This window comes from Kitasatospora sp. NPDC092286 (assembly GCF_044755565.1).
Classification (GTDB): domain Bacteria; phylum Actinomycetota; class Actinomycetes; order Streptomycetales; family Streptomycetaceae; genus Kitasatospora.
Genome location: NZ_JBIVRD010000003.1, coordinates 95,925 through 122,901, shown reverse-complemented (window position 1 = coordinate 122,901; position 26,977 = coordinate 95,925). Strand labels below are relative to the sequence as shown.

General features: G+C 73.0%; 19 protein-coding genes. 3 read left to right on the top strand and 16 right to left on the bottom strand.

Features of this window, described 5'->3' with window-relative positions:
* Window positions 1–7: 7 nt before the first annotated feature.
* The 8 genes from ACIQIB_RS05060 to asnB form a co-directional block, all read right to left on the bottom strand.
* Window positions 8–1,009, bottom strand: coding sequence for a 2-hydroxyacid dehydrogenase (locus ACIQIB_RS05060; protein ID WP_400756743.1), 1,002 nt, complete (start codon window positions 1,007–1,009; stop codon window positions 8–10).
* Window positions 1,010–1,184: 175 nt separating this feature from the next.
* Window positions 1,185–2,210, bottom strand: coding sequence for a 6-phosphofructokinase (locus tag ACIQIB_RS05055; protein WP_363608176.1), 1,026 nt, complete (start codon window positions 2,208–2,210; stop codon window positions 1,185–1,187).
* A 352-nt stretch (window positions 2,211–2,562) separates the two neighbouring features.
* Window positions 2,563–3,291, bottom strand: a complete 729-nt coding sequence (locus ACIQIB_RS05050; RefSeq protein ID WP_363608175.1) for a glutamine amidotransferase — start codon at window positions 3,289–3,291, stop codon at window positions 2,563–2,565.
* 49 nt (window positions 3,292–3,340) lie between these two features.
* Window positions 3,341–4,603 carry a MurT ligase domain-containing protein gene (locus tag ACIQIB_RS05045; RefSeq protein ID WP_363608174.1) on the bottom strand — a complete coding sequence of 421 codons (1,263 nt, stop codon included), beginning with the start codon at window positions 4,601–4,603 and terminating at the stop codon, window positions 3,341–3,343.
* Between the two features lie 316 nt (window positions 4,604–4,919).
* Window positions 4,920–6,386 carry a GNAT family N-acetyltransferase gene (locus ACIQIB_RS05040; RefSeq protein WP_400756741.1) on the bottom strand — a complete coding sequence of 489 codons (1,467 nt, stop codon included), beginning with the start codon at window positions 6,384–6,386 and terminating at the stop codon, window positions 4,920–4,922.
* Window positions 6,387–6,476: 90 nt separating this feature from the next.
* Window positions 6,477–7,916 carry a pyridoxal phosphate-dependent decarboxylase family protein gene (locus ACIQIB_RS05035; protein WP_400756739.1) on the bottom strand — a complete coding sequence of 480 codons (1,440 nt, stop codon included), beginning with the start codon at window positions 7,914–7,916 and terminating at the stop codon, window positions 6,477–6,479.
* Window positions 7,917–8,043: 127 nt separating this feature from the next.
* Complete coding sequence (locus ACIQIB_RS05030; RefSeq protein WP_363608171.1) at window positions 8,044–9,153, bottom strand: hypothetical protein; 1,110 nt, start codon at window positions 9,151–9,153, stop codon at window positions 8,044–8,046.
* 210 nt (window positions 9,154–9,363) lie between these two features.
* A complete protein-coding gene (gene asnB, locus ACIQIB_RS05025) occupies window positions 9,364–11,214 on the bottom strand; it encodes an asparagine synthase (glutamine-hydrolyzing) (protein WP_400651416.1) in 1,851 nt (616 codons plus the stop codon).
* Window positions 11,215–11,418: 204 nt separating this feature from the next.
* Here asnB and ACIQIB_RS05020 point away from each other — a divergent pair, with 204 nt between their 5' ends.
* Together ACIQIB_RS05020 and glmS are read left to right on the top strand one after the other, a co-directional pair.
* Window positions 11,419–11,694, top strand: coding sequence for a hypothetical protein (locus ACIQIB_RS05020; protein ID WP_363608169.1), 276 nt, complete (start codon window positions 11,419–11,421; stop codon window positions 11,692–11,694).
* Between the two features lie 55 nt (window positions 11,695–11,749).
* Window positions 11,750–13,576 (top strand): glutamine--fructose-6-phosphate transaminase (isomerizing), encoded by a 1,827-nt coding sequence (gene glmS / locus ACIQIB_RS05015; RefSeq protein ID WP_363608168.1) that lies wholly within the window; start codon window positions 11,750–11,752, stop codon window positions 13,574–13,576.
* A 20-nt stretch (window positions 13,577–13,596) separates the two neighbouring features.
* On the opposite strand, the gene ACIQIB_RS05010 is transcribed toward glmS, so the two are convergent.
* The 4 genes from ACIQIB_RS05010 to ACIQIB_RS04995 all read right to left on the bottom strand — a co-directional run bounded on the left by ACIQIB_RS05010 (window position 13,597) and on the right by ACIQIB_RS04995 (window position 19,505).
* On the bottom strand, window positions 13,597–14,886 hold the full coding sequence (locus ACIQIB_RS05010; RefSeq protein ID WP_400756736.1) for an acetyl-CoA carboxylase biotin carboxylase subunit family protein: 1,290 nt from the start codon (window positions 14,884–14,886) through the stop codon (window positions 13,597–13,599).
* A gap of 3 nt (window positions 14,887–14,889) precedes the next feature.
* Complete coding sequence (locus ACIQIB_RS05005) at window positions 14,890–16,629, bottom strand: condensation domain-containing protein (RefSeq protein ID WP_400756734.1); 1,740 nt, start codon at window positions 16,627–16,629, stop codon at window positions 14,890–14,892.
* A 79-nt stretch (window positions 16,630–16,708) separates the two neighbouring features.
* Window positions 16,709–17,968 (bottom strand): MFS transporter, encoded by a 1,260-nt coding sequence (locus ACIQIB_RS05000; RefSeq protein WP_363608165.1) that lies wholly within the window; start codon window positions 17,966–17,968, stop codon window positions 16,709–16,711.
* A 76-nt stretch (window positions 17,969–18,044) separates the two neighbouring features.
* A complete protein-coding gene (locus tag ACIQIB_RS04995) occupies window positions 18,045–19,505 on the bottom strand; it encodes a helix-turn-helix domain-containing protein (RefSeq protein ID WP_400756732.1) in 1,461 nt (486 codons plus the stop codon).
* 822 nt (window positions 19,506–20,327) lie between these two features.
* Between ACIQIB_RS04995 and ACIQIB_RS04990 the strand changes: the two genes are divergently transcribed.
* Complete coding sequence (locus ACIQIB_RS04990) at window positions 20,328–21,185, top strand: sugar phosphate isomerase/epimerase family protein (protein WP_400756730.1); 858 nt, start codon at window positions 20,328–20,330, stop codon at window positions 21,183–21,185.
* A 60-nt stretch (window positions 21,186–21,245) separates the two neighbouring features.
* On the opposite strand, the gene ACIQIB_RS04985 is transcribed toward ACIQIB_RS04990, so the two are convergent.
* The 4 genes from ACIQIB_RS04985 to ACIQIB_RS04970 form a co-directional block, all read right to left on the bottom strand.
* The gene (locus tag ACIQIB_RS04985) at window positions 21,246–24,185 is read right to left on the bottom strand and encodes an amino acid adenylation domain-containing protein (protein WP_400756727.1); all 2,940 of its coding nucleotides are present in this window, start codon (window positions 24,183–24,185) and stop codon (window positions 21,246–21,248) included.
* Between the two features lie 34 nt (window positions 24,186–24,219).
* The gene (locus ACIQIB_RS04980; RefSeq protein WP_400756725.1) at window positions 24,220–25,044 is read right to left on the bottom strand and encodes an SDR family oxidoreductase; all 825 of its coding nucleotides are present in this window, start codon (window positions 25,042–25,044) and stop codon (window positions 24,220–24,222) included.
* Window positions 25,035–25,799, bottom strand: a complete 765-nt coding sequence (locus tag ACIQIB_RS04975) for a thioesterase II family protein (RefSeq protein ID WP_400756722.1) — start codon at window positions 25,797–25,799, stop codon at window positions 25,035–25,037. The genes ACIQIB_RS04980 and ACIQIB_RS04975 overlap by 10 nt, the downstream gene beginning before the upstream one ends.
* A gap of 111 nt (window positions 25,800–25,910) precedes the next feature.
* Complete coding sequence (locus ACIQIB_RS04970) at window positions 25,911–26,966, bottom strand: amino acid--tRNA ligase-related protein (RefSeq protein WP_400756720.1); 1,056 nt, start codon at window positions 26,964–26,966, stop codon at window positions 25,911–25,913.
* Between the last annotated feature and the right edge of the window lie 11 nt (window positions 26,967–26,977).

Genomic DNA, 26,977 nt, shown 5'->3' with positions numbered 1-26,977 from the left:
TGGCGGGTCAGGCGTTCGCGGTGGGGACGAGGGTGTTCTCGTTGCGGCGGCCGGCTTCGTAGTCGTCGATGTTGCGGGCGGTGGCGTCGATGATCTGGCCGACGGCGGTGTGGGTGAAGTAGGCCTGGTGGCTGGTGACGAGGACTTGGGGGAAGGTGACGAGGCGGGCGAGGACGTCGTCGGTGATGCCGTGGATGGAGCGGTCGGTGAAGAAGACGCCGGTCTCCTCCTCGTAGACGTCGAGGCCGACGCCGGAGAGGCGGCCGGCCCGGAGGGTTTCGACCAGGGCGGCGCTGTCGACGAGGCCGCCGCGGCTGGAGTTGACGAGGATGGCGTCGTCCTTCATCCGGGTGAGGGCGGCGGCGTCGATCAGGTGGCGGGTGGCGGGCAGCAGGGGGACGTGCAGGCTGATCAGGTCGGCGCGGGTGAGCAGGTCGTCCAGTTCGGTGTAGGTCATGCCGAGTTCCAGGCAGGCGGGGTTGGGGGCGATGTCCCAGCCGAGGAGTTCGGTGCCGAAGCCGGCGGCGATCCGGGTGAAGCATTCGCCGATCTTGCCGGTGCCGATCACACCGACGGTCATGCCGTGGATGTCCCGGCCGAGCAGGCCGTCGAGGCGGAAGTCGAACTCGCGGGTGCGGTTGGCGGCGCGGGTGAGTCGGCGGTTGACGGCCAGGGCGAGGGCCCAAGCGTGTTCGGCGACCGCGTACGGGCTGTAGTAGGAGACCCGGGCGACGGTGAGGCCCAGTTCGGCGGCGGCGTCCAGGTCGATGTTGTTGAAGCCGGTGGAGCGCTGGGCGATCAGCCGGGTGCCGCCGGCGGCGAGGACGGTGAGCGTCTCGGCGTCCAGGACGGCGTTGACGCTGCTGCTGACGGCCGGGTAGCCGGCGGCCAGTGGGGCGGTGTCGCGGTTGAGGAAGACGTCCAGGCAGCGGAGGCCGTGGCGGCCGGAGAAGGCCTTCTCCAGCAGCGGCCGCTCGTCGGCCTGTACACCGTAGGCGAGGATCTCCATCGGTTGGTCCCTTCCGGTCGTGAGTGGGGTGCCGGCGGGCACCCCGGTCACGCTGACCGGGCGTGCAGGTCGGCCGGCAGCGCGGCGCGCTGCCCCGGGCGGTACGCGTCGGCCCCCTGGCGCGGTGCACGGTGCGCGGTGCCAGGGGGCCGGGTGCAAGAAGGTCGGGGGCCGGTCAGATGACCGTCTCCGCCTCCAGGTAACGCTCCTGCGGGACGGTCTTCAGCTCGGCGACGGCCTCGCCCAGCGGCACCAGGTTGATGTTGGTGCCCTGCAGAGCGGTGATGTGGCCGAAGGCGCCCTTGTGGACGGCCTCGATGGCGTGCCAGCCGAAGCGGGTGGCCAGCACCCGGTCGTACGCGGTCGGGGTGCCGCCGCGCTGGGTGTGGCCGAGGATCACCGGGCGGGCCTCCTTGCCGAGCCGGTGCTCCAGCTCGCGGGAGAGCTGGGTGGCGATGCCGGTGAACCGCTCGTGGCCGTAGATGTCCTTGGTGCCCTCCTCCCAGTGCATGGTGCCGGGCTCGGGCTTGGCGCCCTCGGCGCAGACCACGATCGCGAACTTCTTCTGCCGGTCGAAGCGCTCGCGGACGACGGCGGTGAGCTTGTCGATGTGGAACGGGCGCTCCGGGACGACGATCGCGTGGGCGCCGGCCGCCATGCCCGCGTTGAGCGCGATCCAGCCGGTGTGCCGGCCCATGACCTCGACGACCATCACACGCTGGTGCGACTCGGCGGTGGTCTTCAGCCGGTCCAGGGCCTCGGTGGCGACCGAGACGGCGGTGTCGAAGCCGAAGGTGACATCGGTGCAGGCGATGTCGTTGTCGATGGTCTTCGGCACGCCGACGATCGGCAGGCCGGCGTCGCTCATCAGCTTGGCGGCCTTGAGCGTCCCCTCGCCGCCGATCGGGATCACCGCGTCGAGGCCGAGGTCCGCGCAGTACCGCTTGGCCCGTTCGACGCCGTCGCGCAGGTGGCTCGGCTGCACCCGGGAGGAGCCGAGGATGGTGCCGCCCTGGGCCAGGATGCCGCTTACCGAGTCCAGGGTCAGGGGTCGGTGGACGCCCTCCAGGAAACCGCGCCAGCCGTCCTCGAACCCGATGATCTCGTCGCCGTGGTCGACCACCCCCCGGTGAACCACGGAGCGGATCACCGCGTTCAGGCCGGGGCAGTCACCGCCGCTGGTCAGCACTCCAATACGCATTGCTTTGCAACTCCCGAGCAGAACCGAGGAACGGCCGGACTACCAGGCTGGGACGACGACCGTCACCGTAGTGGTCGGACCCCACGCCGAGATGGCGGGGAGATGACCGAGGGGTGAAGGACCGGTCGATCCGGACAGAACGTCCGAAAACGGCCGTGAAGTCGAGCATACGGCCCCTGCGTCCGGCCGGGCAGGAGCCGACGCGGGAGCGGCGCCGTCGGCGCCCCCGCGGGGAAGTGCAGCCTGCTGCCGAGGAGGGTGTGCAGCTGGCAGCCCCATTGTCGTACGTCCGGACCCGCCCGCGAACCGGGTGACCGCATCGCGGGCACCCGGGACGGGGCGGACGGAGTGACTAGGCGGGGCGCGACGTGGCCGCGATGCGCTCGGCGCGCAACGCGTCGTACCAGGTGGTGTCGGCCGGCGGCAGGGCGTTCACGTCCAGCGCCAGCTTGAGCAGCAGGTCCGCCAGGGCGGGGTTGCGGGCCAGCACCGGGCCGTGCAGGTAGGTGCCGAGCACGGTGTCCCGCCAGGCGCCCTCGGTGCCGTCACCGGTGCCGTTGCCCTGGCCGACGGTGACGGTGGCCAGCGGCTTGGCGCCCTGGCCGAGGTGGGTGATGCCCTGGTGGTTCTCGAAGCCGGTCAGCTGCGGCAGACCGAGGCGCGGGTCGACGTCGGCGAGCACGTCGCCGACGCAGCGGGCGCCCTCGCCGCGGGTGGTCCAGACATCGAGCAGGCCGAGACCCGGCTCGCGCGCGCCGAGGTCGTTGATGAACTCGTGGCCGAGGATCTGGAAGCCGGCGCAGACGCCGAAGATGATCGCGCCGTTCTCGGCCGCCCGGACCAGCCCGCTGTCGTTGCGCAGCCGCTCGGCGGCCAGTCGCTGCGGGCGGTCCTCGCCGCCGCCGATCAGGTAGATGTCCCCGCTGGTGGGCACCGCCTGGTCGGAGCGGACGTCGATCCTGGTCACATTGAGATGGCGCTGGCGGGCCCGGCGCTCCACGACCAGGGCGTTGCCCCGGTCGCCGTAGGTGCTGAGCAGGTCCGGGTAGACCCAGACCACGCGCAGGCTGCTCTCACTCATCCTCGAAGGCCTTCCGTCACGATCACTCGATGGGGCTGCTGGGCCGGCATCAGCCGGCCACGGCCTTCCGCAGCTGCTGGAAGGCGGTGTAGTTGGCGATCGCCTCGATCCGGCCGGGCGGGGCCATCCGGACGGCCTGCTCCAGCGAGTCCACCACGTGGAACTGCAGCCCGGCGACCTCCAGGCGGACCGCGAGGTCCAGCTTGCGCTGGCCCATCACGAACACCGGGTGCCCGGCGAGGCGCTCGTAGTCGACGTCCCAGAGCCAGGAGGTGTCGGTGCCGTCGGCGTCGAGCGCGTTGACGGAGAGGATGACCGGCGCCGGCGGGCCGTCGATCAGCGAGAAGGTCTCCAGCCAGCCGGCCGGGTTCTTCGCCAGCAGCAGACGGATGTCGCGGCCCTGGTACTGGACCACGTCGTAGCGGCCGGCCACGGCCGTCACCGACCGCATGCGCTCCAGCGCCACCTGCGGGGAGACGCCGAAGACGGCCGCGACGGCGGCGGAGCTGGTGGCGTTGGCCAGGTTGGCCCGGCCGGGCAGCTGGAGCTGGATCGGCCAGGCGCCGCGCTGGGGGTCGATGACGTGGGTGCCCTGGAGCGCCCAGTGCGGGTTGGGGCGCCGGAAGCCGCACTCCTGGCAGAACCAGTCGTCGCCGGGGCGCTGCATCACACCGCCGCAGGCGGGGCAGGACCAGGCGTCCTCCTTCCACGCCTGCCCGGCGGCCACCCAGACCACCTTCTTGCAGGAGGAGGCGGCCCAGGTCACCAGCGGGTCGTCCGCGTTGGCGATCACCACGGCCTCGGTGTCCTGGAGGCCCTCGCGCCACTTCTCGGCCATCATCCGGGTCTCGGCGGCGCGGTCGAGCTGGTCGCGGGAGAGGTTGAGCAGGGCGATCGCCTTGGGACGGGTGTCGCGGGCGACCCCGGCCAGGTACTTCTCGTCCACCTCGATGACGCCGAAGCGGGCGTCCGAGCCGCCGGCCAGGGCGGAGGTGATGCCGGCCGGCATGTTGGCGCCCAGGGCGTTGGAGACCACCGGGCCGGCGGCGCGCAGCGCCTCGGCGATCAGTCGGGTCGTCGTCGTCTTCCCGTTGGTGGCGCTGACCAGCACCACGTCCAGGTGGTCGGCGAGGGTGGCGAGCAGATCGGGGTCGAGCCTCAGGGCGATCTTGCCGCCGATCACCGAGCCGCTGCCGCGGCCCGCCTTCTGCGAGAGGACGGCGGCCACCCGGCCGGCCGTGACCGCGATCTTGGCGCGGGCCGGCAGCGAGGCGTCGCGTGCGCCTGTGGGCTCCGATTCGGTGCCTGCCATGCTCAGTGGTTCCTCCTTGCTGCGGCACCGCCCGGGACCGGATAACAGGCCGTCGGACGGCGGGGACGGGGCCAGCCTACCGACTCCGCCGCCCGGCTCGGCCCTCCGGACCCCGTGCGGCCAGCTGCGACGGCCGCGACGGCCGGGCGGCGGGCCACCTGACGCCACGTCAGGACGGGTGGTGGGCAAACGGGCCGTTCGTCCGTGGGGACGCTCCCGGAGCCGGGCCGGTTCCCGGCGGGGGAGTGCCGCGGGCCGGGCGGCGAGGTCGCCGTCCGGCCCGGGTGAGGGTGTGGTGAAGATCCGGGGGCGGGTGCTACCCGCCCGGCCGGGTGGGCCAGGGGACGGGGAGCTCCTCGGTGGCCTCCGCCAGGTGCGCGGTGATCACCAGGGTGCCCTCCTCGACCTGGTAGTCCAGCGGCGCGGCGAGCTTGCGCATGGTGGTGATCAGACCGGTGTTGGAGGACTGGGTGACCGCGTACACCGTCTCCACCCCGGCCTCCAGGGCCAGCGCCGCCATCCGCCGCATCAGGTCGAGCCCGAGCCCGCGCCGCTGCCAGGCGTCCTCGACCAGTACCGCGACCTCGGCGCCGTCGTCGTCCCACATCAGGTGCCCGAGGGCGACGATCCGCCCGTCGGAGGTCTCCACCGCGAGCGTCTGGCCGTGCCGGGCGTCCAGCAGGTGGTCCAGGTAGCGGTCGGCGTCCCGGACCGGGCCGTGGTAGCGCTTGCGCAGGGTGTCGGGGGAGCAGCGGTGGTGCATGGCCAGCGCCGCCTCCTTGTCGCCGGTGTCCGCCCGCCGCACGGTCAGGTCCGCCCCGGCCGGCAGTGTCAGCCGGGCCCGGACGTCCGGCACCCGGGGGCCGAGCAGGGTGTCCAGCTCCACCAGGGCCTGGGCGCGGGCGAACTCGGTCGGGGTGAACGGCAGGTGCGGGCGGGTGAGCTCGATCAGGTCCCCGGACGGCACGGGCAGCCGCATCACATGCCCGTCCACCCCGGCGCCGGACCGCCCGCCCGCGCCCGGGTACTGCCGGATGGCGCACTGCCCGAACAGCTGCCGCAGCGCGACCGGCAGCTCGGCGGCGTCCAGCGCGGTGCGGGTGGCGAGTGCCAGGACATGCGTGGGAACGTCCACCAGATCGTGTGCGTCGGCCGGGTCGGTCCAGATGTCGTGGCCGCCCGCGGTCGCCACCAGTGCGGCCAGGCCGGCCCGGGTGAGCGAGCGCGGCGCGCGGACGAAGAACTCGTCCACGGCGCCGCTGGGCAGCGGGTGCGACTGCATCGAGACGATGTTCACCTGCCGCTCGGCGAAGGCCGTGCAGACCCGGGCCAGGCTGCCGGGGGAGTCCGGCACGGTGGTGCGCACCCGCCAGAGCGCGGTCGGCTCGAACTCGTCCAGGGGGCCCTGCGGTCCGGGCGTGGCGGAGGGCGCCGGATCGTCCGGGCCCGGTGGCCCGTGCAGCTGGTGGCGCTGTGACCACCAGGTGTGGAAGAGCGCCGTGGCGAGCAGGGCGGCGGCCGAGGCGGCGAGCACCACCGGGCCGTCCGGACCGTCCACGACGATCTTGGCGACCAGGTCGGCGGTGGTCACCGAGAGGAAGACCGCGGCGAGTTCCACGGAGTCGCGGCGCCAGCGGTGGCCTCTGGCGCCGCGCCGCCGGGCACGGGAGGGGGCCGGCGGCGGGGTCCCGGTCCGCCCGGTCCGCCCGGTCTGCCCGGCCTGTCCTGCCTGTCCGGTCTGTCCGGTCTGTTCGGTCGTCGTCAGCTTCTCCGGGTGCTCCATGGCATCAATCTGCCGCCTCGGTGTTTCGCGATCACGAATCCCCCGTGACCTGTCGGTAAATGTCTCCGGGCCTCGGTGGCCGGGCCTCGGTCACCGGGCCGTTCGCCCGAGGAGTTCGGCCGCCGCCGCCTTCACCTCGGCCAGCAGCAGCTCCAGATCCGCCTCGGTGGTCGCGGCGTTGAGCAGGCAGGCGCGCAGCATCTCCCGGTCGGCCAGCCGGGCGCCGGTGACAAAGACCCGCCCGCGCCGCTGCACCGCCACCGGGAGCTCCCGGTTGAGCGCGTCCAGGGCGGCCTCGTCCAGTCCGGCGGCCCGGTGGCGGAACGCCGTGATCGAGGTCTGCACCGGTGCCAGCAGCTCCAACTCCTCGTCGGCCTCGATGAGTTCACCGAGGTGGCGGGCCAGTTCGGTGCACCGGGCGATGTCCTGGGCGAGCCCTGCCCGGCCCCGGTGCGCGATGGTGGCCCACACCTTGAGCGCGCGGAACGGGCGGGTCTGCTCGGTGCCGTACTCGGAGAACCAGCCGAGCGCGCCGGCCGCCTCGTCGCGCAGATAGGACGGCACCAGGCTGAAGGTGCCACGCAGTTCCTCGGTGTCGCGGACCAGCGCGCAACCGCAGTCCACCGGCACGCCCAGCCACTTGTGCGGGTCGAGGGCGAGCGAGTCGGCGCGCTCCAGCCCGGCGTAGCGGTGGGCGATCACCGGGTCCAGCACGCCGAACGCCCCGTACGCGCCGTCCACGTGCAGCCAGAGGCGCTGTTCGGCGCAGAGGTCGGCGATCGGGCCGAAGGCGTCCACGGCGCCGGTGCCGACCGTGCCGGCCGAGGCGACCACCAGGAACGGCAGCAGCCCGGCGGCCCGGTCCCGCTCGATCGCCGCCCGCAGATCGGCGAGGTCGAGCCGCCCGTCCGGGTCGGTGGCGACGGTGCGCAACTGCCTGCTGCCCAGGCCCAGCAGCTCGGCGGCCTTGCGCACACAGGAGTGGGTCTCCCCGGTGACGTAGCCGACCAGCGACGGCAGGCCCGCCAGGCCGTCCTCCCGGACGTTCCACCCGGCCTGCCGGGCGGCGCGGTCGCGGGCGGCGGCCAGACAGACGATGGTCGCCATCGAGGTGCCGGAGGTGAGCAGCCCGCCGCCGGCCGGGTGCGGGAAACCGACCAGCTCGGCGATCCAGCGCACCACGGCCCGCTCCAGATGGACGTCGGCGTGGTCGCCGCCGGCCGAGCTGGGGTTCATCGCGGCGGCGGCCAGGGTGGCGAGCACCCCGGCGGGGGCGGGGGCGGAGTTCACCCAGCCGAAGAAGCGCGGGTTGCCGTTGCCCATCGGGTACGGCAGGACGTCCTGGCCGATGGCGGCCAGGAGCTCGGCGAGCGGGCGGCCGTCCTCGGGCAGCGGCGCGTCCAGCAGGGCCTGCCGGGCGGTGTCGTCCATCGGCTGCCAGACCGGGCGGTCGGGCAGCCCGGCGAGGTAGTCGGAGACCAGCTCGGCGGTGGCGTGCGCGGCGGCGCGGAAGTCCTCGGGTCCGTCCATGAGGGCTGCTCCAGCGGGTGGGGGCCTGGGGCGCGGCGTCCTCGGCGCACCTGTGATCAGGCCCGATCCTACGGAAGGGGCCCGCGCCGTGCGGCGCGGGCCCCGGGGGGAACGGTCGGGGAGGGCGTCAGTCGAGCGAGGCGGAGAGCCCGCTCGCCGAGCGGCAGTAGCCCTGCATCTCCTTGTCGGTGAGCTTGGCGCAGAGCCGGCCGGCCGCGCCGCCGTCGGTGTAGTTGACCGTGTAGTAGCTGACCAGGCCCTCGGCGCAGGCCTTGCGCTGCCAGCCGTCGGCGGCCGTCGCGCACTGCTGGGCGGCCCAGTCCTCGCGGTCCAGGTTGTACTTCATGGTGCGCGAACCGACACCCCGGCTGCAGTCCACGGCCCCGCCGGCGCCCTTGCCGCTCAGACACCACTTCAGCGCGTCGGCGTACACCTCGGGGTGGTTCGGGTAGTCGTGCGACGAGAGGTAGAACGTCGGCGCGTAGAAGAAGCAGGCGGACTGGAACAGCGACGGCTGGTCCTTGCATGGGTACAGCGGGTCCTGGGCGAGCTTGTCGGCGGGCAGGTTGGCCTTCGCCTTCTCGTCCTCCTCGTCCGGGCCGAAGAGCTGCATGAACAGCCCCTCCGAGCACCGGATCTTGTTCTGGTCGGAGGGGAACTTGTCGCACAGCGCCCGGGCGGCCGCCACGTCCTGCTTGGCGACGAACATGGTGCCGTGGCCGACGCCGTGGATGCACGGCCCGATGTTGGTCGGCGCGCAGAGCTTCAGCAGGTCCACCTCGGGCTGCGGGGAGGCGTTCAGCATCTCCTCGACCGCGCCGTGCAGATAGCCGGCCGCGCAGGTCTCGTGCGGGAAGGAGATGACCTTCTGGAAGTCCGCGTTGAACCGCTTCACCGCCTCGTGCCCGAGCTCGTGGGCGATCGGGTGGCAGAACCGGACGGTGTACGGCAGCTGCTTGGTGATCCGGTCGAGGTCGGCCAGCGCGACCCCGGGGTCGGTGGCCTGCATCTCGGTCATCAGTTTGTTGCGCAGCGTCGAGCGGGTCCACACCGCCGGGTCGCCGGTCGGGGTGGCGCTCGCGACGCCCGCCGGGCCGGTGGCGTCGGCCGCACCCGCTGCGGCCGGGGCGCCCACCGCGGCGGCGGGCGCGGGCGTCCAGTCGGTGACGGCCACCGATCCCAGGCCCAGGACCCCCAGCAGAAGAGCGGTGAGAATCGCGAATGCTCGCGGTTGCATGACGGAGATCCCCCGGCGGATCGAGGCGGACGGTTCGCTTCCCATCCTGACGGCACGGGGGGTGGGATTCCGCGTTTTCGACCGCCATTCGGGAGGTGTCGGCGACGCTATCGCACGTCCCACCTGCCCAACGACGCGGGATGGCCCGGGGTCACCACCCGTACGGCGCAGCGGGATGGCGCGGGGCCGCCGCGCCGTACGGGGGAACGGTCAGAGCTCCAGGGAGACCTGGTACCGCGTCAGCCAGGCGTTGAGGTCCAGCGCCAGATCGACGCCGAGCCGGACGGTCTGCGGGTCGGTGTCCGGGGCGAGCGCGTCGGCGAGCCGCCGCCGGTCCAGCAGGGCGAGCACGGGGGCGGCCGGGTCGGTGGCGAGCTCGGCCAGTTCGTCACGGAGCATCGCCGGGTAGTGCGGGTCCTGCACGGCCGGGTACGGGCTCTTCACCCGGTCGGCGACCTCCTGCGGCAGCACGTCCCGGACGGCGGCACGCAGCAGGCTCTTCTCCCGGCCGTCGAAGGTCTTCATCGCCCAGGGGGTGTTGAAGACGTACTGCACCAGCCGGTGGTCGCAGAACGGCACCCGCACCTCAAGGCCGTTGGCCATGCTCATCCGGTCCTTGCGGTCCAGCAGGATGCAGACGAAGCGGGTGAGGTGGAGGTAGGAGATCTCCCGCATCCGCCGCTCGACCGGGTCGGCGCCGGGCAGGTGCGGGACCTCGGCCAGCGCCTCGCGGTAGCGGGCCCGCCGGTAGCCGTCCAGATCGAGCCTGTCGAGCAGACCGCCGTCCAGCAGCTGTTCGCGCGGCCTGGCGCCCCTGCCGCCGAGCTGGACCGCCGCGGCCGCCCAGGGGAAGTCGTCGGCGGCGACGATCCCCGGGTCGTGGAACCAGCGGTAGCCGCCGAACAGCTCGTCGGCGGACTCCCCGGAGAGCGCCACCGTCGACTTCCGGCGCACGCTGCGGAAGAGCAGCAGCAGGGAGGTGTCCATGTCGCCGAAGCCGCCCGGCGCGTCCCGGGCGCGCAGCACGGCGGCCCGCTGCGCCGGGTCGGTGAGCGCGGCGCTGTCCAGTTCGATGACGCTGTGGTCGGCGCCGACGTGGTCGGCCAGCAGCCGGGCGTACGGCCGGTCCGGGGTCGGGCGGGTCTCGTCGGCCTGGAAGTGCTCGGTCTGGCCGACGAAGTCCACCGCGAAGGAGCGCACCGGGCCGGCGCCGGCCTCGCGCAGCGCCCTGGCGGCCAGCGCGGTGACGGTGCTGGAGTCGAGGCCGCCGGAGAGCAGCGAGCAGAGTGGTACGTCCGCCTCCAGCTGGCGGTGCACGATGTCGTCCAGCAGGGCGCGGACGGTCGCGACGGTGGTCTCCAGGTTGTGGGTGTGTTCGCGGGCCTCCAGGGCCCAGTAGCGGCGGACGGAGATCCCGGTGCGGCGGATCCGGACCACGTGGCCCGGCCGGACCTCGGCGATGCCCCGGTAGATCGTCCGCCCCGGGGTCCTGGTGACGGCGAGCAGTTCGCGCAGGCCGTCGAGGTCCACCACCGGCCGGACCGCCGGGTGGGCGAGCACGGCCTTGGCCTCGGAACCGAAGATCACGCCGTCCGGGGTGGGGCAGTAGTGCAGCGGCTTGATGCCCATCCGGTCGCGGACCAGCAGCAGCTCCTCGCTGCGGGTGTCCCAGACGGCGAAGGCGAACATGCCGTTCAGCCGCTCGGCCAGGCCCTCGCCCCATTCGAGGTAGGCGTGCAGCACGACCTCGGTGTCGCTGCGGGTGTGGAAGCGGTGCCCGGTCGCCTCCAGCTCCGCGCGCAGCTCGCGGTGGTTGTAGACCTCGCCGCTGTAGGTGAGCACGGCCAGGGCCCGGCCGTCGTGCTCGACCGTCATCGGCTGGGTGCCGCCCTCGATGTCGATCACCGCGAGGCGGCGGTGGCCCAGTGCGGCGTGCCGCTCCAGGTGGACTCCGCCGGCGTCCGGGCCGCGGCAGAACTGGGTGGCCGTCATCGCGTCCAGTACCGGACGTTCGGCGGTGAGGTCGCGGTCGAAGGCGACCCATCCGGTGATCCCGCACATCTGCAAGCCTCCGGTCTCCCGATACGCGTCTGCGATCCGTATGCGGAGAATCACGCTACGTCGCCACCTGGGGTCGCTACAAGGGTGGGGCGAGAAGGGGGTGAACCGACTCCGGGTCCCGATTGAGCCGAAAGCCCCGAGATCTGCCCGGATTCGGGCAAGATCTTTGGTTTCGCCGCCGGTCGCGGCCTAGGCTCCTGGCTCGTGTCCAGCTCACCGCACCCTCACGAAGACCTGCTCGCCCACCTCACCCGGACCAGCCCGCTCGGGCCCAGGGAGGCGGCGCGGGTCGTGGCGGAGGTCCTGGCGTACTTCTCCGAGACGACCGAGGAGTACGTCCGGCGCCGCCACGGTGAGCTGCAGGCGCGCGGCCTGACCAACGAGCGGATCTTCGCCCGGCTGGCCGAGGAACTGCCCGCCAGGCGGGTCGCCGCGCCCGGGCTCTCGGCCCGCCAGCTGCGCCGGATGGTCTACGGCTGACCGCCGGCCGCCCGCTTCCCCCGCCTCTTCCCGCCTCGTGAAGGAGTCCACCCAGATGTGCGGAATCGTGGCCTACATCGGCCCCAAGGACGCGACCCCCTTTCTGCTGGAGGGGCTGGCCCGGCTGGAGTACCGCGGCTACGACTCGGCCGGCGTCGCCGTCACCGGCCGCACCGGCGGTCTGAAGGTCCGCAAGACCAAGGGCCGGGTCGCCGACCTCGCCGCCGCCGTGCCCGCCCGGTTCAAGGGCACCACCGGGATCGGCCACACCCGCTGGGCCACCCACGGCGAACCCAGCGACGCCAACGCCCACCCGCACCTGGACAACGCCGACCGGATCGCCGTCGTCCACAACGGCATCATCGAGAACGCCGACGAGCTGCGCGCCAGGCTCACCGCCGACGGCGCCGTCTTCCGTTCCGAGACCGACTCCGAGGTGCTCGCCCACCTGATCGCCGCCCACGCCGCGGCCGGGGCCGAGCTGGAGGACGCGGTGCGCGCCGCGCTCGGCAGGGTGGTCGGCACCTACGGCATCGCCGTGCTCGACGCCGCCCAGCCCGACCGCATCGTGGTCGCCCGCAACGGCAGCCCGATCGTCCTCGGCATCGGCGAGAAGGAGATGTTCGCCGCCTCCGACGTCTCGGCGCTGGTCCGCTACACCCGGCAGGTCGTCCACCTGGAGGACGGCGAGCTGGCCACCGTCCGCGCCGACGGCTTCCGCACCTTCACCGAGGACGCCCGCACCACGCACCGCCAGCCGTCCACCGTGGACTGGGAGACCGACTCCTACGACACCGGCGGCTACGAGCACTTCCTGCTCAAGGAGATCCACGAGCAGCCCGGCTCGGTCGAGCGCACCCTCGGCGGCCGGCTCGACGAGCGGTTCGCCACCGCCCACCTCGGCGGCCTCAACCTGGACGCCCGCGAGCTGCGCGAGATCCGCCGGGTCAAGATCCTCGGCTGCGGTTCCGCCTACTACGCCGGTGAGATGGGCGCCCAGCTGATCGAGGAGCTGGCCCGGATCCCCGCGCACAGCGAGCCCGCCTCCGAGTTCCGCTACCGCAACCCGGTGATCGAGGCGGACACCCTGTACGTCGCGGTCAGCCAGTCCGGCGAGACCTACGACACGCTGGCCGCCGTCCAGGAGATCAAGCGCAAGGGCGGCCGGGTGCTGGGCGTCGTCAACACCGTCGGCAGCGCCATCGCGCGCGAGTGCGACGGCGGCATCTACCTGCACGCGGGCCCGGAGATCTCGGTCGCCTCGACCAAGGCCTTCACCTCGACGGTGGTCGCCTTCGCGCTGCTCGCCCTGCACTTCGGGCGCATCCACGACCTCTCGCCCGCCGACGGCCGCCGCATCGTGGCCGGTCTGAAGGCGCTGCCCGGGCAGATCCGGGAGATCCTCACGCAGAACGACGCCATCGCCGAACTCGCCGCCGAGTACGCGCGGTCCGAGGGCATGATGTTCATCGGCCGGGTCCGCGGCTACCCCGTCGCGCGGGAGGGCGCGCAGAAGCTCAAGGAGATCTCCTACGTCCACGCCGAGGCGTACCCCGCGAGCGAGTTGAAGCACGGCCCGCTCGCCCTGATCAGCTCCGCGCTGCCGACCGTCGCCCTGGTGCCCGACGACGAGCTGCTCGACAAGAACCTCACCACGCTCGGTGAGATCAAGGCCCGCTCCGGCCGGGTGCTGGCCGTCGCCCACCGCAGGCCCGAGGCGAAGCTCGCCGACCACTGCATCCTCGTCCCCAGGAGCGAGCCCGAGCTCGACCCGCTGCTCCTCAACATCCCGCTCCAACTGCTCGCGTACCACGCGGCGGTGGCGCTGAAGCGGGACGTCGACAAGCCGCGCAACCTGGCGAAGAGCGTGACCGTGGAGTAGCGCCCGGTGCCCGGCCCGTCTCAATGTCGCGGCAGGTCCAGGCCGTTGATCCGGCGGACGCCGTCCGCGAAGCGGAACTCGAAGGTGAGCGCCGAGCGGGCTTCGTCGATGGTGCGCGCCACCGCCGCATGGCTGTCGCCCACACCCGAGATGGTGTCCAGGGTCAGCGTCGCCGAGCCGCCGGGCAGTCGGTCGCCCGGACGGACGAAGTTGCGGTAGGCGGTCACCCCCCGCAGCCCCCGGACGGTCTCGGCTCCGTGGACGGCGTCCAGCCGGCAGGGGAGCAGCGGTGCGAGGTTGTTGTACTGGAAGTGGACCCTGCCGCCGAAGTCGAAGGTCGGCAGCCAGGGCTTCTCGCCGAGTGCCAGCAGCGCCCCGACGCGCACCAGATCCAGCCCGCAGGACTCGCGGGCCATCATGTTCACATGGCCGGAGATCCGCCCGTTGAGCTCGATGATGCGCGGCCCCTCGGGGGTGAGCTTCAGCTCGGTGTGGGCGAAGCCGAAGTCGGATCCCACGGCCTCCAGTGCCCGGGTGACGAGGTCGAAGATCTCCTGTTCCTCGGTGCCCGGCAGGTGGCTGGGCCAGATCCGCCCCGTCCCCCGGAACGGTGGCATGACCGGGGTCTTGCCGGTGAGGACCAGGTGGGTGATGCCCGAGGAGGTGCAGACGCTCTCGACCGACACGTAGTCGCCGAACGGCTCGCTGGGCCGGCCCGGGAGGAACTCCTCGATGATGAAGGGGGACCACGACCCGCCGGCGGCGAGGTCCGCGAGCCGGGACCGGACGGTGCGGGCGTCCTGCGGTGACCACATGGCGTAGGCGTCCCGGCTCCGCGAACCGGTCACCGGTTTGACGATCGCGGGCAGGCCCACCGCCCCGAGGGCGGTGGGCCAGTCCGCGAGGTCCTCCACCACGTGGGTGCGTGTGGTGTCGACGCCCGCTTCCCTCAGGGCGCGGCGTTGCCCGCCCTTGTCGGTGAAGAGCCGGGCGGTCCGTACCGACTGACCGGGAAGCCCTGCGGCGGCGGCGAGTTCGGCGGCCGGGCGGATCATCTCCTCGCAGAAGGTGAGGATCGCGTCCGGAGCGATCTCCCGTACGAGCTCCGTGTCCGCCGCGGTGTCCCCGGTGAGCGTGCGGACCTCGCCCAGCAGGTCCATCACCGGCCGGAGCTGGTCCACGTGCGCGGACTCCGGCGGCACCAGGAAGACGATGTCGCCCAGGTCGGCCAGGCCCGCACCGATCTCCCCGGCGGGAACCGCGCCCGCGTCGTACAGCACGGCGAAGCGGGTCCGAGAGGCGTCGGCCATCGCTCATATCCCCCGATCGTTCGGTGCGGGCGGTGCAGACGGCGCTGATGGCGCCGATGGCCTGGGTGGCCCGGGCGGGGCGGCCGGGCTGACCGGGTTCGCCACCAGCGCGGACAGTGACTGCCGCAGGAGGTCCGCGTAGGCCTCCGCGGCGGTCCGCGGCACGAAGGCCGGGTCGAAGCCGATCCGTATCTGGCCGTCGGTGCCGGTGATCTCGACATTGACGTGGAACGGGAAGCTGGGCTTGCCCCGGCGCCACCAGCCGCGGGTGGGCAGCGACGCCAGGCGGTCGAGCTCCTGGTAGGCGTGGAAGTTCATGAAGTTGAAGGTGACGTCGAAGGCCGGGCGGCCGAGCCGCTCCACGACCCTGGCCTGGGGGTAGGCCTGGTACGGGGCGCCCTCCCGCTCGGCGGTGGCCGCCGCGCTGATGAGACCCGTCCAGGTGTCGTCCACCGTCGTGAAGCGGATCGGCAGGGTGTTGAGGAAGAGCCCGGCCGCCAGATCCGAACCGGCGCTCTCCGGGCGGGTGTTGAACACGACACCGGTGACGACGTCGTGCTCGCGTCCGGTCCAGCTCCCCAGGGCCCGGGCGTGGGCGGCGAGCGCGACGGACTTCACCGGGACGCCGAGCATCCGGGCCACGGCGGACAGGGCGCCCACGAGCTCCGGGTCGAGGGCGGTCTCGCAGCGCTCCCGCGGATCGGGGACCCGGCCGGAGGCCGCCGCGCCGAACAGCAGCGCGGGAACGTTCGCCTGTCCGAACCAGTGGTCGGCCGCCGCCGCCGAGCCCGCCGTCGCGCGCTCGGCGGCGATGAAGTCGCGCTGCACGTCCGGTGCGAGCCCGGGCAGTTCGACGCCCTGACCGCCGAGCCCGAGGTGGTAGAGGGTCATCAGCTCCACGGCCAGCCGGCTGAAACTCCAGCCGTCCAGAATGGCGTGGTGTGCCGCGAGCGCGACGTGAAAGGACGCCGGCAGGGCCACCACCTGGCAGTGGAACAGCGGCGGGGACTGCCAGTCGAGCGGTGTGTCGGCCCGGCGGTCACGCCAGTCGCGGACCAGCGCCTCGGCCTTCCCGGCGTCCGCGGCCCGGTCGACGCTCAGGGCCGGTTCGGCCCGCTCCCACACCAGCTGTGCCGGTTCCGAGAGTTCGCCGAGGTCGAAGGAGGTCCGCAGGGCCGGGTGGCGGCGGCCGAGCTCCGCGAGGGCGGTCCGGAAGCAGCTCTCGTCGAAGGGCGCGCACACCTCCCAGCCGTGCATGATGTGGTAGAGCAGCGGATCCTGGCTGGTCTCGCAGAGATAGAGCATGCCGACCTGGAGGGCCGAGGCGGGCAGGGCGTCCACCACGCCCGCCGGGACCAGGGAGCGGTCCGCCGGGTCGAGGAGGGAGAAGGCGGTCTCCGCCGCGGTGCTCCGGTCGGCGCCGCCGCCGGCGGCCAGCGCCTCGACCACGGCGGGCGAGCCGATCACGCCCCGAACGGTCTGATGGACCATCAGATCCCGTAGCGAGACCGGGATTCCCCGGGCGCGCGCGGCGTTGACCACACGCACCGCGATCAGCGAGTCCCCGCCGAGGGCGTAGAACCTGCTGTCCCGGTCGATCTGCTCGACGGCGAGATGCTCCTTGAACACGGCCAGCAGGATGTCGGCCGGGTCCGCCGGGTCGACCGGTCCGGCCGCGGGGGAGTCGGCCGCGGGGAAGTCGGCCGGCGGTGTGCGGACGAGGTCCTTCGGCGGTTCCGCCATGCCCGTCATGTCCCTTCGGTAGTCGGCCTGCGTCATGCCACGGGGAACGGCGGCGGGAGCGTGGCCGAAGGATCGGTGGCTAGCTGAGCGCGGTGACGGGAACCGGCACGTCACGCATGGTGCGAAGGGGCGAGAACACCACGAACAGCGAGGCGCTCCACATCCCCAGAACACAGACCAGCAGGGTCGGCCGGAGCCCGATCGAGGCGCCGAGCGCCCCGCCGAACAGGGAGCCGAGCGGGATGACACCGTAGGCGATCCAGAGGTAGACCGCGCTCACCCGGCTCAGCAGGTCGGGCGGGCAGACCAGTTGCCGGTAGGAGATCGACGCGGTGTTGAACAGGGTGGAGTTGGCCGACAGGGCGGCCAGGCCGACGGCGTACAGCACGATGCCCCAGCCCGCCATCGCCAGCGGCATCAGCAGGTACAGCGGGCCGGGTACCAGCATGGCGACCCAGATGATGCGCGCGGAGCCCACCCGGTCGGAGATCTGCCGGGCGAAGGCGCCGGTGAGCAGGCCGCCGACGGAACCCAGGGTGAACACCAGACCGACGGCGGCCGGGGACGCGTCCAGGCCGCGCAGCATGAAGGTGACCGCGATCGAGTACGTCGCCGTCACGAAGAAGTTGGTCACACTGGTGCAGATCAGCAGCCTGCGGAGGACGGGCTCCCGGCGGACGAACGTGAGCCCCTCGCCCATGGCCGACTTGAAGGACACGCGGTTCGAACCGCCCGGTGCGTCGGACGCGGACTTCGGGACGCGGATCATGCCCAGGGTCAGGGCGCTGAGGGCGTACGTCAGGACGTTGGCGAACAGCGTGCGCGAGGCGCCGACCAGCCCGACCAGCGTGCCGCCCAGGCCGGGCCCGATCAGCTCCGCGAGGGACTCGCACATGCCGAGCTTGCCGTTGCCGTCGACCAGTTGGGTGCTCTTCACCAGTTTCGGCAGCTGGGTGCGGTAGGCGACCGTGAACAGGACGGTCAGCACGCCGGACACGCTGGTGACGGCGTACAGGTAGAACAGGCTCAGCCGGTCGGCCAGGGCGACCAGGGGGACCGAGAGGATCAGCAGCATGCGGGCGACATCGCAGAAGATCATGATCTTCCGCTGGTCCAGCCGCTCCGCGATCACGCCGGCCGGCAACGAGAACAGCGCGAAGGGAAGCCAGCTCAGCGACGTCAGCAGGGAGACCTGGAAGGTGCTGGCATGCAGGACGTCGAGCGCCAGGAGAGGCAGGGCGATGATCGCGATCCGTGGACCGAGTGTTCCCGCTCCCTGCCCGAACCACAGCAGCATGAAGTTCTTGTTCCGCCAGAGCGAGTCCTTCGGCCTTGCCATGACGGCCTGCGGTGTTGCCGGCTGGGTCACTGATTCGTCCTGCCTTGTTCGGGTGGCACCTGTCCGGGCTCGCGGTCTACAGTGCCAGCTGTCTGGGTCGGTCCTCGACGGGCGCGGGTGAACTGCCGCTCAACTGCCGGTCCGGGAGCCGCGGCAGGGCTTTCGCCGTCGAGCAGTCCTTGGACCGGGGCCATCTGCGCTGCCCCGCCGTGGCCTGGCCGGCGGTTTCGCGCATGCTCCGCAGATAGGCCCGGACGGCGTTGAGCACGGTGAAGCCCACCCGCTGTTCGACGGGTGACGTCACTCTGGTGATGAGCCCGCACTGCAGCAGAGCGTAGACCGCGCGTGCGGCCTGTGCCCGTGGCATGCCGAGGTACGCGACCACCGTCTCGACCGTCCACGGGCAGGGCCGGTTCGAGAGGCGGGTGAGGAGGTTGCGGTAGGGCAGCGGCTGCGCCAGCACGGCGTCCCGCACCATCGCCACCGCGTCGGCGCGGTCCCCGGGATGCGTGGCGAGCAGCAGCGGCTCGTTGCGGGCCATGCCGAGGAGTTCGTCCGCCGAGACGATCGTGAACCAGGAGGCGGCCGCCTCCAGGGCTCTCGGCAGGCCGTCCAGCCGGTGGCAGATCTCGGTGAGCATCCGCAGAATGGTGGTGTCGGGGTCGAAGCCGGGCTGGAGATCGGTGATCAGTTCGAGCAGCAGCGCCATGGCCGGCGCGGTGGTGATCTCCTCCGGGCGTGCGGTGGCCGCCGCGAGGGTGAGCGGGCGCAGTGCGAGCTGGTACTCCTCGGGCGATCCCTGCGGGGTCCGCGCGGTCTCCAGGATCTGCAGTCTCGGACATTCGCACATCAGCGTCCGCAGGGTGTCGCGCGGGACCTGGCCCACGTCGTTCCCGTCGAGGACCAGCAGGACGGACCGGTCCTCGACCAGCCGGACGAGCTGGTCGAGGTTCTCGCCGTCGCGTGTCAGCATCCCTTCCACCCGGAGGGACCGGGCCCGGTGCGGACTGCCGGCCCGGCGGTGGGTCGCCGCCCCCGCGGAGAGGCCGCCGGGCGTCTGCCGCAGCGGCACCCAGACGGTGGGCATGGCCGCCTGCGCGTGGAGGGCCTGGGCCGCGGCCACGGCCAGGTGCGTCTTGCCGACGCCGCCGAAGCCGGTCACGGCGGTGATGCGCTCGTGCTCGCTCAGCACCCGCCGGACGATCGTGTTCACCTCCCACTCCCGCCCGTGGAGCGGCCGCGCGTTGGCGATGGCCGGCATGACGAGCGCCTCGAACAGCGCTCCGCCCGCTTCGCAGCCGGCCGCCAGCTCGAACGAGACGCGCTCCTGGGCGGTCAGCCGCAGAGCGTCCGCCAGCAGACGCACGGTGTCCGGGCGTGGCAGTGCCACCTGACTCTGCTCCAGATTGCGCAGGGCGCGCACGCTGACGGCGGAGAGGTTGGACAGCGCGGTCTGGGTGAGCCGGGAGCGTTGACGGTACTTCCGGAGCTGTTGTCCGAAGTCCTCACCACCGACGCCGGATCGCGATCGCTCCATCAGGGGGTCCTTCTCTGGTCGGCCGGCCGTCATGGTCGTGGATGACGGCCGGGTGGCGCCTGACGTGCCAACGCCGGGTGCAGGAGGTGGGGAGGCCGCTGGGGCCGGTGTGCCCCGGGCGGAGCGCGGGCTCCCGGTCGGGGAGGCGCCGCGCCGTGTCGGTACGGGGGAGCGGGAGGTCTGCGCCGAGCGGGATCCCGGGGCCGGGAGGGGGTGTTGGGGCCGGCCCGGTGGGGGTTCGCGGCGGTCGCTCACGCGCGCGGGGCGCAGGCCCGGGCCGCTCTCGTTCTTCGGACCGCCGTCGCTCTGCGCAGGCGCAGGCGTAGGCCGCGGTCTGCCGTCGGGCCGGCCGGGCTGTGGCCGTGCTCGATGAACCCGTCGTCGTGCGGAACCAATACCCCTCCCCCGTTTGAGTGGTTCGGCGGCCCCCGCCGTGTGTCGTCCGTGTGCGAAGACCGGAGATCACCTGGTGGTCGGAGGCTACACCGTAGCCCGTCGTGGCGGGAGTGAGCGACGTATTTTCCTTTGGTGGCTTGGGAGTTGATCGTCCGGGTGGCTACCGGTCGGTGGCGGGCGGCCCGTTGGGGCAGGCCCGGTGGCCCGGCGGTGGCGGGGCGGGGCGGTGCGGGGCGGGGCGGGGCGGTGCGGTGCGGTGCGGTGAACTTCCCCTCATCTGCCGCTGGTTGTGCCGCCTTCCCGGCGATCGGCGTGCTTAGACTGCTGGCACGGTTTTTCCCCATTCCTGCCGCATTTGTTGGTGGCCGGGCATGTGAAATGGGTGGCCCCGCAAGAAAAGCCAGATTCTCCCGAGGTGGGTGCAATGTGAAAAGCTCGCATGAAACGCGGTCCCTGCCCTTTGTCGCCGGCGTCGCCGTCCAGCGCTACCTGGCCGCCGAGGACGGACTGACGGCGGCACACGAGGAGGGGTGCAGCCACTGGTACATCGATGCGAGTCTGCTGTCGGACATGCCGCACAACTGGTCCGAGAGCCGTGCCCGGAACCTGGTGGCGGCCGCCGCGGAGCACGGGCTCGCGCCCCTCCTGCACGGAAACTTCCGGGCACCGCTGGCCTCGGAGATCCCGGAGATCCAGGCGGCGAGCCTGCAGTACCTGCGACGCGAGATCGACCTGGCGGCGCGCCTGGAGGCCACCGCGCTGATCGTGCACGGGGGCGCCTTCGTCGAGCCCCGGCCGACGAAGGCACAGCGCGATGCCGCACTGGAGCGGTTCCTCTCCCTGCTTTCCGTGGTCGTCCGGGAAGCGGGCGAACGCGGCGTCACGGTCTGGCTGGAGAACCTCTCCTACTACCCGAAATACCGTCCGTTCTCGTACGTCTTCACCAGGGAGTCCGATTTCGCCGCGGCCCTCGCCGCGATTCCCGGGATCAGATTCATCCTGGATGTCGGCCATGCGAACGTCAACCAGTCGCTCGCGGTGCCGGCGTTCGAGCAGTTCGCGTCGTCGATAGCGGCCCTGTCGCTGAGCAACAACAGCGGGGACCAGGACGCGCATCTCGCCCTCGACGAGGGCACCCTGTCGATGCGGGCGATCACGGACACCATCCGGGCGCGGGACTGGAAGGGCATCATCGCCTTCGAGACCCGGAACGAGAGCGTGAAGGCCGGTATCGACTACCTCGCCACGCTCTGGGAGCCCGGCCCCCGGTCCGGGCACCGCTGACGGGACCTGCCGAGGAACCGTCCGGCCCCGCCGCACGCGCGGCGGGGCCGGAACCGGTTCTCACCCGCGGGCGGCGGGGCCGGACGCGGCCGACGGGGTGGCCGGGGCGCTCAGACCGGCGGCGAGGGCCGCCGGACTGGGGTGCGCGTACAACTCCCGCAGGCTCACCGAGCCGAAGCCCGCGTCCCGCACCGCCGTGAGCAGCCGCACGGCGAGCAGCGAGTTGCCGCCGACCTCGAAGAAGTGGTCGTCCGGGCCGAGGTCGGAGCCGATCACCGTGCGCCAGACGGCCAGCATCGCCGCAGCCGGGTCCGCGGGGCCGGGGGGGGGCGGGGGGGGGCCCCCCGGGGCCCCCCCCCCCCCGGGGCGGGGGGCGGGGGGGGGGGGGGGGGGGGGGGGGCCCCCGCCGGACCACCCCGGCAGCGGGCCGCGGGCGCGCGGCAGGGCGGACCGGTCCAGCTTGCCGTTCAGGGTCAGCGGCAGTGACGGAAGAGCGAGCAGCTCGGCCGGCACCATGTAGTCCGGGAGGATCGTGGTGATCCGCCGGCGTACCTCGGCCGTCGTCGCACCCGCCGCGAGCACCAGGTAACCCACCAGGCGCAGGTGCGCCGGCCCGTCGTCCTGCCCCTCGACGAGCACCGCGGCGTCCACCACCCCGGCGTCGTCGAGCAGGACCGAGCGGACCTCGCCCAGCTCGATCCGGAAGCCGCGGATCTTGACCTGCTCGTCGAGCCGGCCCACACAGTCCAGCGAGCCGTCGAGCCGGAGCCGCCCCAGGTCGCCACTGCGGTAGACCCGCTCGCCGCTGAAACGGTCCAGGGGGAACCGTTCCCCGGTCAGCTCCGGCCGGTTGAGGTAGCGCAGCGCGAGCCCCGCGCCACCGACGAAGATCTCGCCGACGGCGCCCGGAGGCAGCGGCCGCCCCCGGTCGTCCCGGACCGACACCGACCAGCCGGCGATCGGCCGGCCGACGCGCTGGGTCCGGGTGTGCAGGTCCCAGGACCGTACGGTCCGGGCGGTGACGTGCACCGTCGTCTCGGTGATCCCGTACATGTTGACCAGGCGGCACCGGCTGTCGGGGTGCCGGCCGAACCAGCCGCGCACCAGGCGGGGGTCGAACGCCTCCCCGCCGAACACGATCAGCCGGGGGGCGGGACCGGCGGCCCGCGCGTCCGCGTCGAGCAGCCCGGCGAACGCCGACGGCGTCTGGCTCAGCACCGTGACGCCCTCGCGCAGCAGCAGGGCGTGGAACTCCTCCGGGGACCGGGACACCAGGTACGGCACGACGACCAGGCGCCCCCCGGTGAGCAGGCAGCCCCAGATCTCCCACACGGAGAAGTCGAAGGCGGCGGAGTGGAAGAAGGTCCACACGTCGTCGGGGCCGAGGGAGAGGTCCTCGGCGGTCGCGTCCAGCAGCGCCAGGACGCTGCCGTGGGCGACCACCACCCCCTTCGGCCGTCCGGTCGTCCCCGAGGTGTAGACGGCGTAGGCCTGGTCGCCGGACCCGACCTCGGGCAGCTCGGTGCCCGAGGAGGCCGGGGCCGCCGCGGTGAGCGCCCCGGGCCCGAGCACCGGGGTGCCGTCGCCGGCCGGAAAGCCCGACAGAGTGGTGACGACCAGCGCGAGTTCCGCGTCCCCGGCGATGTGGCGGAGGCGTTCGTCGGGGGACTGCGGATCCAACGGCACATAGGCCGCACCGGACTTGAGGACGGCGAGCAGCGCCGTCACCAGATCGACGGTGCGCTTCAGGCACACGCCGACGAACCGCCCGGGGCCCGCGCCGCGGTCCACGAGGACGCGCGCCCACGCGGTCGCCAGTTCGTCGAGCTCCCGGTAGGTGAGGCTCCGGGTGCCGTCGCCGACCGCGACCGCGTCGGGTTGTTCCCGGGCGAGCCGTTCGACCACCTGGTGGACGGCGGCACCGGGGGGCGGGGTGCGGCGCGGGCCGCGGCCGAGATCCAGGGCGAGGGCCGTGTCGGCAGCGTCCAGCAGGGCGAGATCACCGACGGTCCGCCCGGGCGGACCGCCGGCCGGCCGGGCGGCCGATGCCGCGGTCACCTGCGCGGCCAGCCGTGCCGTGTGCCGGGCGAAGGCGTCCGCGACGGCCGGGTGGATCCGGGCGTCGTGGGTCTGCCCCGACAGGGACAGCAGATCCGCACGGCTCTGCCAGATCTGGACGAGGGGCGCGGCGTCCGGCGGGAGGGGGACGTACCGCTCGTCCGGGTCCGGACCGGTCAGGACGAGGCAGACCGGCGGGAACTCGCCCACCGCCGGCTCGCCCGGGCCGTCCAGCGCCGCCCGGACCTGGTCGAGCAGCCCGGTCAGCGGCAGGTCGTCACCGAGGGTCAGCCGGATCACCCTGGCGCCGGGCTTCAGCCCGGCCGGCTCGGTGGACACCACCGCGAGGCGCACCGTGGAGCCGCGCTCGTACCGGGAGAGCGCCACGGCGGTCGCGGCCACCACCACCTCCGGGGCGAACACACCCGTCGGCAGGGCCTGCTCCGGCCCTCCGGTCGGGTCGTCGGCCAGACCCCACGGCGGTGCGGGCGCGGGCGACCAGCCGGTCGCGCCGGGCGCGGACGACCGCCGCAACCTGCCCGCGAGCGCCACCGCGTCGCAGCCCGCCGTCGTCAGCGCGTACGCGAGGACCCGCAGGCCCGCGTGGTCGAGCACACCGCGGCGGGCCACCACGACGAGGTCGGCGGCGCCGTCGGGGTAGCGGATCAGCACCACCCGGAGCCCGGGGTCGTCGGGGCTCAGCGGACGGTCCGCCTCCCGCTGCCGCAGCCGGGCGGCGAGCGGGGACGCGGATCCGGCCCCGGCCCACTGGACCCAGAAGCTGCCCGCGTCCCGCGCCGCGGCCGGCGTGTTGGCCCGGTCGACGGCGGCCTGCGCCGCGCCGATCCGCCCGGCGTCGGTGAGCCGCAGCACGATGCCGTGTCCGGCGTCGTCGCCGAGGACGGTGTCGACCCCGCTCCGGGGTCCAGGCTGATCAGTCATGTCTCCATCCGAATCGGCCGTGTCCAGGTCTCGCTCATCGCGCGGAGAATCCGCCGTCCACGGCGACGGTGGTGCCCGTCACCTGCCGGGACTCGTCACCGGCCAGCCAGAGGGCGGCGTCCGCCACGTCCTCCGGCTCCACGAGCGCGTTCATGGGCTGCGCCGTGACGAAGGCCTGCTCGTACTCGTCGGGACCGACGTCGAGGCAGCGGGCGATCTCGGACAGCATCCGGCCCTCGACGTGCGTCGCGTCCCGCACCGATCCGGGGCAGACGGCGTTGACCCGGACCCGCATCGGGGCCAGGTCCAGCGCGGCGGCCTTGGTGAGGCCGACCAGCGCGTGCTTCGCGGCGACATAGGCCGCGAAGTGCCGGTACCCCACCAGACCGGCGGTGGACGCGATGTTGACGATGCTGCCGCCGCGCTGCCGCACCATGCCGGGGGCGACCGCCCGGATCATCCGCCACGCGCCGGAGAGGTCGACGTCCAGCATCAGCTGCCACTCGTCGTCCGCGATGGCGTGGACGGGCTTGCCGGAGGGCGCGGCGATGCCGGCGTTGTTGACCAGGACGTCGATCCGGCCGAAGCGGCGCAGGGCGGCATCGACGGCCGCCGTGACGGCGGCGGTGTCGCGCACGTCGGCGAGCACGCTCAGGGTGCCGGCGCCCGCCTGCCGGCAGAGCTGGGCGGTGCGCTCCAACTGGTCCTCGGTGGCCAGGGGGTAGGGCACGCCCGGGATGTCCCCGCCGGTGTCCACCAGCACGAGGTCCGCCCCCTGCCCGGCGAAGCGCACCGCGCACATCCGGCCCAGTCCGCGCCCGGCACCGGTGATCACGACGGTCTTGCCCGCTAGCCGCATGTGTCACCGGCCCCCGTCCCGGGCCCGGCTGCGGCGGGCTGCCGCCGGTCGCAGCCGAGGGTTTCCGCGATCAGGCCGACGACCGGGGCGGCGGAGTCGGCGAGGTACATGTGTCCGCCCGGCAACTCGGCGTAGCTGAAGGGACCGTGGGTGGCCGCGTCCCACCGCAGCGCGTCCCGCTCCGGGACCAGCGCGTCGCCGTCGCCGCGCAGGCAGGTGATCGGAGCCTGGATCGGAGCGTCGGACGGCGGCCGGTACGCCTCGTGCATCGCCACGTCCGCGCGCAGCGTCGGCAGCAGCAGCTCCCGGAACTCGGCGGACTCGAAGGCCGGATGGCGGTAGCCGGCCAGCTCCTCCACCCGCGCGAGGAACTCGTCGTCGTCCAGCGCGGCCGCCTGCCGGGCGCGCCCCCGGTCCGGCGCGGGAGATCCGCTCACGAAGACGTGGGCGACCGGCAGTTCGGTCCGCTCCTCCAGTGCCCGCCCCAGCTCGTAGGCGAGGACGGCGCCCAGGCTGTGCCCGAACAGGGCGATCCGAGGGCTGCCCGCGACGGCGGCGGTCGCCTCGGGCAGCAGGGCGCGCACCGCGTCGGCCACTTCGCGGTGCGGCTCCTCGTCGGTCCGCTCCTCGCGACCGGGCAGTTGCAGCGGCACCAGCCGCAGACCGGGCGGCGCCTGCTGCCGCCACTTCCAGAAGAAGCCGGCGCCCGCACCGGCATGCGGCAGGCACAGGAGGGAGAGGGGCTCTGGGGCCATGGCACACCTGATTTCGTTGTCGTGCCGCACCGCCGGTGGGGTGGCCGCGCGGAGGCGCGGCGCGGGGCGGAACGGGGCGGAGCGGGCGGTGGTCGGGGAGAGGGGCGCCGGCTACGGCCGGATGACGGCGTCGGGCCACGCGCCGGGCTCGTTGACCCGGGAGACCAGCGGGATGTCGCGGATGTCGTCGTGGTTCAGGACCCACATGAGGAACCGCTCGACGCCCATGCCGAAGCCGGACGTCCGCAGCGGCATCTGCTCCTTCATGTCCACGTACCAGGCGTAGTCGTGTTCCGGAACGTTGTGCATGGCCAGCGCCTTGCGCACCTCCTCGCCCCCGGTGTGCCGTTCGCCCGAGCCGACGACCTCTCCCATGCCGAAGAGCAGGTCGGCGTTGCGGGCCGTCCTGCCCTCACTGTCCCCGAAGGCCTGGTAGAACGGGACGGTCAGGTGGTCGAAGTGCGTCACCCACAGGAACTCGCCGACCCTGGACATCAGTTGGTGCTCGCCCTTGCGGGTGAGGCTGCGCCCTTCGCCCTCGTCTTCGACGCAGCCGGGCTCGTCGGCCAGCAGCCGGGCGGCCTCGTCGAAGGTGAGCCGCGCGAAGTGACCGGCCGTCACCATGCGTTCCAGGTGCGAGATGTCGCCGCGCGCCCCGGCGAGCCGGCCGCCGTGCTGGTCCAGGACGGCGCCGGCCAGGGCCTTGACGTAGCCCTCGACGTAGTCGATCAGATCGTCGAGCCCGCCCGGGAACTCCGCCTCGCTGTGCGTGAACTGGCCGAGATGGGTCTTGTCCGGTATCTCGTTCCGGAACGAGGGCATGATGGTGTACCCGCCCTCGGTGGCGATCTGGCTTCCGTACTCCAAGAGGAACTGCAGGGAGTCGGGTAGATACGTGTCGACCCCGTTGACCGTCACGGGGACCGGACTGGTGTCGCTGCCCAGCCCCGACGGGCAGGTGATGGTCCGCGTGGTCAGCGGCAGGTAGAGCGCCTTGAGGCCGCGTGACTTCGCGTACGCGACCGTCGTCGTCAGTACCGTGTCCTGCAGGTCGGCGATGAGCGCGTACCAGGGGGAGCGCAGGGCGGCCAGGAAGGCGCCCGGCTCGTTGCGTGCGAAGGTGGCCGGAGCGGTGACGGTCGGCTGGGCGGAGACGAGCTGCGACATGGTGGTCCTCT